The 12,118-nt window shown below is 52.5% G+C and carries 9 protein-coding genes; 4 read left to right on the top strand and 5 right to left on the bottom strand.

The window, feature by feature from the left end:
* Window positions 1-25: 25 nt before the first annotated feature.
* Together MKY59_RS13615 and MKY59_RS13610 are read right to left on the bottom strand one after the other, a co-directional pair.
* Window positions 26-685 carry a DUF2306 domain-containing protein gene (locus MKY59_RS13615; RefSeq protein ID WP_339278018.1) on the bottom strand — a complete coding sequence of 220 codons (660 nt, stop codon included), beginning with the start codon at window positions 683-685 and terminating at the stop codon, window positions 26-28.
* A gap of 53 nt (window positions 686-738) precedes the next feature.
* Entirely contained in the window at window positions 739-1,758 is a 1,020-nt protein-coding gene (locus tag MKY59_RS13610) for a DJ-1/PfpI family protein (protein WP_339278017.1), read from the bottom strand.
* Window positions 1,759-1,957: 199 nt separating this feature from the next.
* Between MKY59_RS13610 and MKY59_RS13605 the strand changes: the two genes are divergently transcribed.
* Both MKY59_RS13605 and MKY59_RS13600 read left to right on the top strand, forming a co-directional pair.
* Window positions 1,958-2,671, top strand: coding sequence for a response regulator transcription factor (locus MKY59_RS13605; RefSeq protein ID WP_236417021.1), 714 nt, complete (start codon window positions 1,958-1,960; stop codon window positions 2,669-2,671).
* Complete coding sequence (locus MKY59_RS13600) at window positions 2,649-3,998, top strand: HAMP domain-containing sensor histidine kinase (RefSeq protein ID WP_339278016.1); 1,350 nt, start codon at window positions 2,649-2,651, stop codon at window positions 3,996-3,998. Before MKY59_RS13605 ends, MKY59_RS13600 begins: the two co-directional genes overlap by 23 nt.
* Window positions 3,999-4,119: 121 nt before the next feature.
* On the opposite strand, the gene MKY59_RS13595 is transcribed toward MKY59_RS13600, so the two are convergent.
* On the bottom strand, window positions 4,120-4,518 hold the full coding sequence (locus tag MKY59_RS13595) for a MarR family transcriptional regulator (protein WP_236417017.1): 399 nt from the start codon (window positions 4,516-4,518) through the stop codon (window positions 4,120-4,122).
* A gap of 545 nt (window positions 4,519-5,063) precedes the next feature.
* On the opposite strand from MKY59_RS13595, the gene MKY59_RS13590 reads away from it, so the two are divergent.
* On the top strand, window positions 5,064-9,218 hold the full coding sequence (locus MKY59_RS13590) for a sulfite reductase subunit alpha (RefSeq protein ID WP_339278015.1): 4,155 nt from the start codon (window positions 5,064-5,066) through the stop codon (window positions 9,216-9,218).
* Window positions 9,219-9,361: 143 nt separating this feature from the next.
* A complete protein-coding gene (locus MKY59_RS13585) occupies window positions 9,362-9,712 on the top strand; it encodes an MmcQ/YjbR family DNA-binding protein (protein ID WP_236417012.1) in 351 nt (116 codons plus the stop codon).
* Window positions 9,713-9,716: 4 nt separating this feature from the next.
* Here the strand turns inward: MKY59_RS13585 and MKY59_RS13580 are convergent, their stop codons facing one another.
* Together MKY59_RS13580 and MKY59_RS13575 are read right to left on the bottom strand one after the other, a co-directional pair.
* On the bottom strand, window positions 9,717-11,492 hold the full coding sequence (locus tag MKY59_RS13580) for a HAMP domain-containing sensor histidine kinase (protein WP_339278014.1): 1,776 nt from the start codon (window positions 11,490-11,492) through the stop codon (window positions 9,717-9,719).
* 34 nt (window positions 11,493-11,526) lie between these two features.
* Window positions 11,527-12,111, bottom strand: coding sequence for a sigma-70 family RNA polymerase sigma factor (locus tag MKY59_RS13575; protein WP_339278013.1), 585 nt, complete (start codon window positions 12,109-12,111; stop codon window positions 11,527-11,529).
* Window positions 12,112-12,118 lie beyond the last annotated feature (7 nt).

Here is a 12,118-nt window from a genome sequence, read left to right as displayed (position 1 = left end):
GTTCAACAACAAAAACCATCGAAGCCTACGATTCGTAGGTTCCGATGGTTTTTTCGCTGCCGGTCTTATCCAGAATCCGGATGATCGTTTCCGGAATGATCAATAACAGAACGAGGCTGCCATACACACCGTATGTATAACTGCTCGCATAAGCCATGCCGAGGCCTTCATTGAACAGCAACGTGATCAGGTGAATCAGCATGTTCGTAAAACAGAAGGCATAACTGCGGATCATCCAATTCCGGTGCTTTATGATTCGTTTCTTTTTGATCTGCACGACGGCCGTAACCGTCATGATGGGCCAAATCAGATTAATGATATTAAATGCGATGCTGTTGATTCTGCCTCCAGTGGAATACGGCGCCATGTACCCGGACGTCAGCACGACCATCAGCACGGAAACGACATAGATGTACCCGTTGATCCGGTGAAACTTCCGCTGTTTCTCCAGCATGCGGCGAGAAAAATTGATCAGCCCTGCCGCCATCGCCAAACAGGCAAAGGCGACGTGAATGTACATGACTTTTAGCCATGCCGGGAGGTTCAACTCGCGCCCCAGCCCCATTTTGTGACTGAGAAACGCGGTGGCTTCCGGATCGAACACATAATGCCTAGCCAACGAATACAAAATGAAAGTGATGCTGACACCGGCCAAAAGGCGGTAAGCCATGTTTGTTTTTTTCATATATGAACCTTTCCGTTTCTAGTTATCGTCTAATGGCCCTATTGAAGCTCAACTCAAACCAAGCGATGGCCTGTCAGTTTGGATGCTGGCAAAAAACCGGCCTTGGCGGTTCCGCTCATAACATCCCCTTGCACAGTTACCTCGAAATGAAGCTGCAGCTTCATCGGTTTGTTTACCCGAAGGCCCCATACCAATTTGCCCTCCCGAGCGCGAGGATCGATGAGCTCCACAGTCTCGCCGTCCTGCGCAGCCGTCCCCCGAATGCGGCCGTTGTCCGTATGAATCGCAAGCCTGGATTCCAGTTTCCCGATCGGGGTCGCGATGATTACATCCCAATTTCCTTCATAGACGGACGCGGAGTCTGGTACGCTCTCTTCAGAAACTGGCGCGAACGCTGTTCCCTCATCTTCCCCTGTCGCGTCTGCGTCCTCCATTGGCGCCATGCCTTCCATCCTCCATACCGTTCCCCGCCGTTCGAATTCAAATAACTGTTCCACGGCATGCGCGATGCGCGGACCGAGCGCACGTTCCACCAAATATAAAGCAACGTCAAGCCCGGAAGTCACACCGCCCGCACTCACCAGGTTGCCGTCATCCACGATGCGCGCCTGAACAGGAACCGCTCCGGCAGCTTCGAGAACCTTCATGCCCATATGATGTGTCACTGCATGTCTGCCTTCAAGCAAACCTGCCATGGCAAGCAAAAGCGAACCGCCGCATACGGTGGCAACCAAGACGTCTTCTCGTTCCAATGCTTGTCTGATTCGGACAGAAATATCCGTGTTCGCAGCATGATGCAGAATGACGGGAATGGAATCCGGCCCATCCCCGGAAACTTTGCCGGACGCACCCGGCACGAGGATGATGCCGCCGCGTTCAGGCTCCAGTTTCGCGGTCGCCTCGATCTTTAACCCTTGTGTGCCGCTCGCGACGTGCCTGGGCCCTTCGGCAGTAACCAACTCGACTTGCAGCGCATCTTCGGCATACATGGATGCCGCTGCAAAAACTTCATAAGGCGCAATGGCATCCAAGAGATCAAAGCCATCGAACAGCACGATTTGAACATGTAACATCAGTAACGTCCTCCCTGTTATATCTCGATTTGTCATGCAGGGCAAGATCCCCCTGTGCCTTTGAAGATCATACCAGCGATATCTCTCGAAAGAAGACGCAAACCCGCCTCAAAACCATCAACGAATCATCACAAAATGATAAACTTCCACCGGTTTTCGCTGCGATCATGCTACACTAGGTTTTGAAGGTGGGATATTCATGACTGATTCAAGCACCGTGCTTGTTGTCGACGATGACCTTAGCATTGTCGAATTGTTAAAGGACTTTTTGGAAAACGAACAATTCCGCGTCATCACCGCTTGCAACGCTGCCGAAGCCTGGGACGCGCTCCGGCAGCATGCGATCCAATGCATCGTTCTGGACATCATGATGCCTGGGCAGAACGGCTTCGATCTGTGCCGCCGCATCCGCAAAGAAAGCAGTGTGCCGATTTTGTTCCTTAGTGCCAGAAGCGATGACGTCGATAAAATTAGGGGACTCACGCTGGGCGGCGACGACTATATCGTGAAGACGGCTTCGCCTGGCGAAATCGTCGCCAGAGTGAAGGCCGTATTAAGGCGTACCTTCTCCCCTCCTCCATCCGCGGCCGAACCTATGCTGGAATATGATCGTTTGCAATTGAATCTTGCATCCAGAGAAGTATTCGTGGAGGGCAGCAAAGTCATGTTCACGCCAAAGGAATATGATTTGCTGCTCCTGTTCGCTCAGCATCCGAAGCAAGTATTTACGTATGATCAATTGCTGGACAAGTTTTGGGGCGGCATCGGCGACAGGCACACGGTACGGGTGCATTTAAGCCGTTTGCGCGAGAAAATCGAGGCAGATCCCGCGAATCCGCAGCTTCTGGTCAACGTATGGGGCGTGGGATATCGCTTTGAAGGAGGATCTCGTGAGAACGCTTCGGATTCGTAAACTCATGCTGCTTTTTCTGTTGTTCATCCTGCTGCTGCCCTGGCTCCTGTTTGTGACCGCCCATTACATCGAATCCGGGACGTTCAGATTTTCCGTCGCCCCGCTGCCGAATGAAGAGCAGCAAAGGCAGCAGAACGAAATCGTTGAACAGATCGAAAGGAATACGGAACGGTGGAGTGCATCCGATTGGCAAGCCCAGCTGAAAGGCCTGTTGGATCACGCAAACATGAATGTTTCCCTGTTCTCGGCATCCGGCCAGGAGATCTATCGTTCCGATGCCAACCAAACCAAAAGATATGCTTCCGTTGAACGGTATACGCTGATGGAAGACGGCCGATTGAAGGGGAGGGTCGAACTGTATCTCCCCAAAACAAACCAGCTTCAAGTGTGGTCCATCTTCACGGGGTTTTTGCTGGCATTGTTCGTGATCGGCATGGAAATGCGGCGTTATTTGATCAAACCTCTTGAGAAGCTTAGCGCATCCGTGCGGCTGCTCGCCAGCGGAGAATGGGACGTGCCGATGCCTGCTTCCCGCATTAAAGAAATCGCCGATGTCAGGGATGCCTTCGATGAGATGGTGCAAGGACTGAAAAAGTCCAATCTCCAGCAAACGAAGCTCGAAGAAGAGCGTAGGTTCGTCATTGCCGCCGTGGCGCATGATCTTAGAACCCCCCTCTTCGCGCTGCGCGGGTACCTTGACGGACTGCAGCTCGGCATTGCCCAGTCGCCCGAGAAAACGGCGAAGTACATAGCCGTCTGCAAGGAAAAAGCGTCCCAGCTGCACCGTTTGGTCGAGGATTTGTTTACGTTTGCCAAAATGGATTACGGCGAAGGCGCGATTGTCAAGGAAATCGTCAACCTGCGCACGGTCCTGCAGCAATCGGCGGATAGCGTGGAGCCGTTCGCCCGGCAAAAGAACGTAACGCTCGCGGTACGTTCCGCGGAAGCGTGCATCGTTCGCGGCGACGCTCATCTGCTGGAACGTGCGATAAGCAATTTGCTGGATAATGCCGTGAGATACACGCCTGATCATGGAAAGGTCAGCGTGGAGTGCGGCTCCGCGAACGATCAGGTCTGGTTTACGATCCGGGATACCGGACCGGGGTTTGCCCCGGAGGAACTAGGTCGGCTCTTCGAGCCTTTGTTTCGGGGCGAAATGTCCCGGAACCGGGCTACCGGAGGCAGCGGCCTGGGCATGACCATTTCCGAGCGCATCATCCGGCGGCACGGAGGCGAGCTTGCGGCAGGCAACGACCCGAGCGGCGGAGCGCTGTTATCGGGCCGGCTTCCATCCGTGCAGCATGCCGAAAAAGCCACTGAACGTTAGCATTCAGTGGCTCCCTTTTTATCTCCTGACACATGAACGGTCGGCATTCGCGCCGCGACTTGTCCCTCCCTCATCTTTTCTTCGTTCTCCGTCCAGCCTCAAGCCGCGCGACCGAAACCGCCTAAAGCCCTTGAAATTCCAGCAAACCAGCCCGTTTCAGCTCTTCCATATGAATCTCCGACAATTCGGCCAACAATTCCATTCCGTGTTCCGTCAGCCGAATGAACGTGCTGCGTTTGTCCTGTTCGTTGGGGAATCGGCTTACCAGGCCAAGTTCCTCGCATCGTTTGACCAACTCGACGCAAGCGTGCGGCGTAATTTGAAGCCGTTCGGCCAGTTCTGTCGGCGTAGCATGCTCGCGATCAGGAAATCCCATAATCGAGAGCATTAATTGATGATACTGCGGGGTAAGTCCTTTGCTTCGTGCGGCCTCCTCGCTGAACCGAATGAACTTGCGAATGCGATAGCGGAACATGGCAAGCTGCTCATAAATATGTTTGGGCAATGGATTCATGGACATCGAAAAACTCCTTCAACCGAGATCATTATCTATATAAGTTGAACCGATGATTTTTACACGGAGTCACTACGTGGTCAGAACCATCTTCCGATCCCTGTTATCCCCAGATTTTTTTTGATCCCCTTTTTTCAAAGGCAAAATCCGGTGAAGCTTATGCTTCCGATGCAGCTTTCTTTCAGAAAGCTTTTAGACCACTTCGCTTCTTCAGATTCTTTCTGCCATCTCCGTTATCGTGTAAATGTCTAGTTCAACCTATATAGAGTTTATTTCATTTTCTTCAGTGACACAACTCAAACATAACTTATACATAACATATAATGATATGTTATTCCACCTACACAACCGCCTATCCACCCTCTCTAAACATTCATTTTTAAAAATCACAATTACCATGTCATGTAACATAACATTAATTTATTGACTTATATCGTGAAGCGATATATATTTTAGCTAAACAGTTCCGAATAAATTGGATTTTTAATAAACAACATTCAAGCCACAAAAAAATCCGTGTCATATACACGTCAAGTATGGTGATTTCGATGATGACTGAAAAAATAAAAAGCGTCTGCCCTTATTGCGGCGTAGGTTGTGGAATCGTTATGGAAGTATCCGGCAATCGCGTCATTAAAGTTACCGGCGACAAGGAGCATCCCGCCAATTACGGCCGCTTGTGCACCAAAGGGAACTCATGTGCCGAGGCCTTGGTTGAATCGGGCAGAATGGAGTTTGCGTACCAACGCCCTGCCCGCGGGCAAGCTCCCGTTCAGGCCGACGTGAAAGAAACCATTAAAGAAACGGCGCGACGGTTGCGCGCTATTCTTGACGAACATGGTCCTGACGCCATTTCGTTCTACGTGTCGGGCCAAATGTCGCTGGAAGCCCAGTACCTGGTCAACAAACTTTCCAAAGGTTTCATTCGCACCAACCACATCGAGTCCAATTCCCGTCTTTGCATGGCCAGCGCCGGCAGCGGATACAAGCTTTCGCTCGGCGCGGACGGTCCTCCGGGTTCTTATGAAGATATGGACCGCACGAATCTGTTTTTCGTCATCGGAGCCAACATGGCCGACTGCCATCCCATCTTGTTTCTGAGAGTCATGGATCGCGTCAAAGCCGGCGCCAAACTGATCGTCGTCGATCCACGCCGCAACGCGACCGCCGACAAGGCAGACCTCTACATGCAAATTAAGCCGGGAACGGATCTCGCCCTGCTTAACGGAATCTTGTATCTGCTCGTGCACAACGGGCACACCGATCAGGATTTCATCTCCCGATTCACGGCGGGCTGGGAGAGCATGCCCGATTTCCTTGACGATTACACGCCGGACAAAGTGGCCGCAATCACCGGCATTCCCGAAGCGGATATTCGCCTGGCAGCCCAATGGATCGGCGAATCCCCCGAATGGATGAGCTGTTGGACGATGGGCCTTAACCAGAGCACGCACGGTACGTGGCATACCAATGCGATATGCAACTTACATCTGGCTACAGGCAAAATATGCCGTCCCGGAAGCGGCCCCTTCTCCCTCACCGGGCAACCGAATGCCATGGGAGGCCGCGAAATGGGATACATGGGTCCGGGTCTTCCAGGCCAGCGATCCGTGCTTGTTGAAGCAGAACGCCATTTCATGGAAGACCTGTGGAACATCCCCCGCGGCACGATCCGTACGGAAGTGGGTACAGGCACGATATCCATGTTCCAGAGCATGCAAGCCGGCGATATCAAAGCATGCTGGATCATTTGCACGAACCCGGTCGCCACGGTCGCAAACCGCAGCAACGTCATTGCAGCCCTTCAGGCAGCCGAATTGGTTATTACGCAGGATGCGTTCCTGAACAACGAAACCAACGCGTACGCGGATATTATGCTTCCCGGCGCGCTGTGGGCCGAAGCCGAAGGCGTGATGATCAATTCCGAGCGCAATGTGACGCTGATGAGGAAAGCGGTCGATCCTCCCGGCGAGGCGCTTCCCGATTGGAAGATCATTGCCGAGGTCGCGTGCGAGATGGGATTTTCGGATGCGTTCACCTATGCAAGTTCGGCCGATGTCTACCGCGAAATCCAGCAAGCCTGGAACCCTAAAACCGGTTACGATATCCGCGGCGCTTCATACGAGCGATTGCGCGAGGCGCCCGTACAGTGGCCCAGCGCCCCCCAATCGGATCAGACGCGTAACCCGATACGGTATCTGAACGATGGAATCAGCCAGAAGCTGCGGGAAAACGAGGACGGGAGCCTCCCCTCCCTTTCGTTCGCCACCGACAGCGGCAAAGCCGTGTTTTGGGCCCGGCCGTATGCCCCGCCCACAGAGCTGCCGGACAGCGAATTCCCTTTTGTCTTAAATACGGGACGATTGCAGCACCAATGGCACACCATGACCAAAACCGGGAAGATCGCCAAGCTGAACAAGCTGAATCCCGGCCCTTTCATCGAAATCCATCCCGAAGATGCAGCAGCGTTAGGCGTCCGCGAATCGGATCGCGTCCACATCCAATCGCGCCGCGGGCATGCGATCCTGCCTGCCGTCATTACCGATCGCGTCATGCCCGGCAGCTGTTTCGCACCGTTTCATTGGAATGATGCATTCGGCGAACATCTCGCCATTAATGCGGTGACGAGCGATGCCATCGATCCGGTGTCTCTCCAACCCGAGTTCAAATACAGCGCGGTTTCCCTTACGGTTGTTGCGGATCAAACAACGAGTCATCCTGCTTCGCCCCGAGGCAGGGAATTCTCTCGCGATGCCGCCGACACCATGAACCATTTGCAAAAGGAGGAAAAGTATATGGCTAAGGTCGATACGCTTGCCGATCTATTGGGCATCCCCGCCTCGCCGGACATGACATTGGATGGTCATGAGAAAATCTATCTCGCCGGTTTCATTGCCAGTTTGCGCGCGGATGAAGCCATAGCTCCCTCCGGCGTGCCGGTATTGCCCCATACCGCCCCTGTCGAGCCTTCCAAAAAGTTATGGCTGGACGGACTGCTGGCCGGCATGTTCTCGCGCACCCAGCTTCCGGAAACGAACCTGCTTCCTTTAATGAGTCCTTATGCCGAAGCCTCCGCAACTGCCACAATGCCCGAGCAAACGGGCGAGACGGATTCCGCTAAACCCAAATTGACCCTGTTATGGGCCTCCCAAACCGGCAATGCGGAGGACGTGGCGAACGAGTGCAGCCGCAAATTCCGAGCAGCAGGGCTGGATACCCGGCTTGTATGCATGAACGAATACGCGATTGCAGACTTGGCCTCCGAACAAAACGCGGTGTTCATTTCAAGCACCTTTGGAGCCGGCGACCCGCCGGATAACGGCGAAGCCTTCTGGCATGCGCTGAAGTCGGATAACGCTCCGCGTTTACACGGCTTACGCTATGCCGTCCTGGGCTTGGGCGACTCCAGCTACGATGAATTCTGCGGGTTCGCCCGGAACCTGGATGCGAGGCTGGAACAGCTCGGCGCTTCAAGGCTGACGGACCGGGTCGATTGCGATACCGATTTCGAACAGCAGATCGCACCATGGATTGGACAGATCGAAATCAAGGTGAAGGAAGCTCCTTTGCACGAAGGCACCTTGAAAACGTACGATCGCAATCACCCTTTGCATACACGCATTGTTTCGAACCGGTTGTTAAGCGGCGAAGGCTCCGAGAAAGAAACCCGCCATTATGCATTCGATATTTCCGACACGGGCTTTCATTATGAAGCAGGCGATGCGCTCGGCGTCTGGCCCGTCAACTGCCCTTCGCTGGTCGAAGAAATTTTGCAGGCGACCGGGCTTGATTCCACAACTCTGGTGAATATTAAAGATCGGAAAATCCCGCTATCGGAGGCGCTGCTTAAACATCTTGAAATTGCGCGCATCACCCCCGGATTTTTGCAATTCGTGCAAGAGCGCTCCGGAGATGAGACCTTGAAGCGCCTTATCCAGGATGATGACAAGGAACCATTGAGGCAGTGGCTATGGGGCCGCCAGATTGCCGATGTCTTACAGCAATTTCCGATCCGGCTAACGACGGAAGAGCTGTTATCCATTCTGAAGCCTCTCCAGCCCCGTTTCTACTCTATTTCGTCGAGTTATCTCGCCGATCCTGATACGGTGCATATTACGGTATCCACGGTTCGTTACGAATGCAACGAAGCACGAAGGCACGGCGTATGTTCGGCATATTTGGCCGATCGGGCCGAGCAAGGCGGCGAGGTTCGCATATTCGTGCAAAAATCCACCCACTTCAGGCCGCCGGCAAATCCGGAAGCTCCGATGATCATGGTCGGTCCAGGCACCGGCATCGGTCCGTTCCGCGGATTTTTGCAGGAACGGCAAGCCCAGGAAGCCACGGGCAGGAACTGGCTGATCTTTGGCGAGCAGCGGGCAGCGGCCGATTTCTACTACGAGGATGAGCTGGAATCGATGAAGCGCAGCGGGTACCTCCACCGTTTGGATACGGCGTTTTCCCGGGATCAGGAGGAAAAAATCTACGTTCAGGACCGCATGCTGGAGCATGGAGCGGAATTATGGAAATGGCTTGAGGAAGGCGCCCACTTCTACGTTTGCGGGGATGCTTCCAGAATGGCCAAGGAAGTCGATGCCACGCTGCATAATATTATTCAGAAGCATGGTGGAATGAGCAGGGACGAGGCAGAATCCTACGTCAAAGACATGCTTCGTTCCAAACGATACGCCAAAGATGTCTATTAGAGCGTGATATGTAAAAAGGGAGGCTTGCGAACGACGCAAACCCTCCCTTTTCTTATTCCAACGTCATTGATTCACTGCAAACCGAACACGCATTCTGATATAATGATGATCAATCATCCTTATACATATGGAGGCGATCACCCATGACAAAAGACGAACTCGTCGAATATTGCCTGACCTTTCTCGGCTCTTACGAAGACCATCCTTTTGGCCCTGAATCCACTACGATGCGCCACGCCGGGAACAAAAAAATGTTTGCGCTCATTATGGAGCTGGGCGGTCGTCCATGCGTCAATCTGAAATGCGAACCTGAACGCGCGGATTTCCTGCGCGGCATGTTCAAGGACGTTACGCCGGGATATCACATGAACAAGGCGCATTGGAACACGGTCTATCTGGACGGCGAATTGCCGGATGACGATATACAAGAGTTGGTCCGGCACAGTTTCGAACTGACGAGACCCAAAATGCCCAGGAAGAGAAAGCTGGATTAGGGGATTAGCTCTCTTCTCCCTCGCCCGTGGGAAATTCAACGAAAAATCGAACCCCATCGGCCAAATTCGTTACGCCAAATGCGCTGTCATGCATGTCCAAAATTTGTTTGACGATGGACAACCCTAACCCGTTGCCGCTGTTATAACCACTTCGCGATGCCTCGATCCGGTGAAATCTTTCCCAGATCAGGTCCAATTGGGATTGAGGTATGGGCTGGCCCTTATTTTCTACCGTCAACCTCGTCGAAAGGGCGCTGCTTCGAATCTCCACGGTAATGATGCTATGTTCATCCGCATGCCGAACCGCGTTTACGAGCAAATTCCGGATCACTTGCTCGATCCAGTCCGGATCGGCCACGATGGGAAGCTCGTTTACCGGAACGACGTCGATGGCCAACCGTTTGCCGTCCAAGGCATGAATGAGCTTGCCGGCCACCCGCTCCGTCAGTTCGCTGAGCAAAAAGGTCGTCTTTCGAAGCGCAATCGATCCCGAATCAAACCGGGCCAAGTCAAGCATGTCTTTGATCAACTTCTCCATCTTTTCCGTCTCTTCGATAATGACGGATACATAGTGGTCCTGCTTTTGCACGCTCACGGCGTCATGCAATCCTTCGGCAAAGCTTTTAATGATGCTTAACGGTGTCTTCAGCTCATGCGATGCTCCTGAGAAAAAACGTTGCTGCATCTTTTCGAGCTTTTGCTTCTGCTCCATGTCCCTTTGCAGCTTCTCGTTCGCCTTGGTCACCTCATGCAATGCCGCGTCGAGATTGACGGACATCGTATACATGCTTTGAGCCAGGCTTCCCATTTCATCACGCTGCGGCAAAGGCGGCGGTTCCATGCTGAAATCAAGCTTGACCATTCGTTTGGCCATCTGATTTAACGTAATGAGCGGGCGGGTAACGACTTTGGAGAAAAAGAGCGACAAAAACAAAATGAGCACACCTCCTCCGATTCCCCAATAGATCGAAAACCATTGGAATGCCTCGTTCGTGTCGCTTACTTCCTGCAGCGATGTGAGCGAAAACAGCAACACCAGCTCCTGATCGGGTCGCTGTACAGGTTGAATCGTAATGATGTTGCGGGTACCGCTCCACGGTTCCTCCCATTCCTGTTCAACGCTTTTCATGCTGCGGAGGTCTTCGATCAGGGTATCAGGCAACGGGAATTGCTCATAGATCGCCTCCATCAGAAGCCCGTGCCGGTTGTTCCAGACTTTGGGCAGGGTAAGCTCAGTTACGGTGCCCGTGACCGTTTTGGACGAATCCCCTTGTTCGCCGATGAGCGGCAGGCCTTTCTTGGATATTTGGCCGGGATACATCACGTGATCGGGATTCGCGCGCTCCATCGCTTCGATGTCTTCATCGCTCCAAACGGTTAGACGATCCCCCACCTTAATGTCCAAACGTTTGAACTCTTCCCCGTACAGATTCATGAACAGCGAAAGAGACACGTTTGTTTTTTGACCGTCATCCTCCGTTATAATCATGTGGTAGGGGTCCTCCCATACCAAGTTTCCCTTCATATCCACAACCGTGACCTGGCTTTTGTTTCGATTCATGAACTGCAGCATCAGGTTGGAAAACCTCTTGTTGTCACCCGGCGTATCCTTATAATATTCGGCCAGTCTAGCCAGATTTTGTTCAACCTTGCCGAGCTTGTGATTTTCATAAAAGCGTTCAAAGAAAAACAGCTGGGAAAAAATAACGATCCCGTAAAAGCAAACAAAAAACAATGCCGTCACCAAAAATAATTTGCGCGTGATTCCCCAATTTTTCATGCATTCTCCTTACTTTACGATGCTTTGCAATCAGTTATGAAAAGGTATGAATGCCGTTGACGGGCGCCTCCATGACCAAACGTTTCTTCAAATCATTGCGTGCCCGGAACAAATAGGTTTTGGCCGTATTTTCCGGAACTTGGTTTACAGCGCTGATTTCTTTCAATGACATGCCGAGCACATAACGCTGATAAATGTAGGGTCTCCATTTCGAGGGAATTTTCTGAATCATCGCACGGATCTTGCCTGCTTCTTCCTTGTGCACCAATTTCTCTTCCGGCGTTTGCTCATCGGAGGGGATGATGTGAATCCATTCGAGAACATCCGGCTGGTCCGAGCCAAGTGAACTGACCGTTTTTCGAACCTTTCGGTATTTCAATGTGTCCAGGCAGACGTTCTTGCCGATTCGATAAATCCATGCCGTGATATTTTTTTTCTCGTCCATGCTGTCCATATTTTTATAAACCCGCAAAAACGTTTCCTGTACGATGTCATCGCAATCCTGACGTTCTTTGAAGTATTTGGAAGCCAATCGAAAAACCATGTTCCGGTAGCGCTCCATGAGCGTGGTGAACAAGTCTTCGTCGGTTCCCGCATGCCATGTCAACAAACGGCTCATTGTGTCA

The sequence above is a fragment of the Paenibacillus sp. FSL W8-0426 genome (genome assembly GCF_037969725.1).
Taxonomy (GTDB): Bacteria; Bacillota; Bacilli; order Paenibacillales; family Paenibacillaceae; genus Paenibacillus; species Paenibacillus hubeiensis.
This window is presented reverse-complemented; position numbering and strand designations above follow the sequence as displayed.

Bases quoted from the DNA above. Each gene is read 5' to 3' on its own strand.
- MKY59_RS13615 (WP_339278018.1), bottom strand. From the start codon at position 685: ATGAAAAAAACAAACATGGCTTACCGCCTTTTGGCCGGTGTCAGCATC.
- MKY59_RS13610 (WP_339278017.1), bottom strand. From the start codon at position 1,758: ATGTTACATGTTCAAATCGTGCTGTTCGATGGCTTTGATCTCTTGGAT.
- MKY59_RS13605 (WP_236417021.1), top strand. From the start codon at position 1,958: ATGACTGATTCAAGCACCGTGCTTGTTGTCGACGATGACCTTAGCATT.
- MKY59_RS13595 (WP_236417017.1), bottom strand. From the start codon at position 4,518: ATGTCCATGAATCCATTGCCCAAACATATTTATGAGCAGCTTGCCATG.
- MKY59_RS13590 (WP_339278015.1), top strand. From the start codon at position 5,064: ATGACTGAAAAAATAAAAAGCGTCTGCCCTTATTGCGGCGTAGGTTGT.
- MKY59_RS13585 (WP_236417012.1), top strand. From the start codon at position 9,362: ATGACAAAAGACGAACTCGTCGAATATTGCCTGACCTTTCTCGGCTCT.
- MKY59_RS13580 (WP_339278014.1), bottom strand. From the start codon at position 11,492: ATGAAAAATTGGGGAATCACGCGCAAATTATTTTTGGTGACGGCATTG.
- MKY59_RS13575 (WP_339278013.1), bottom strand. From the start codon at position 12,111: ATGAGCCGTTTGTTGACATGGCATGCGGGAACCGACGAAGACTTGTTC.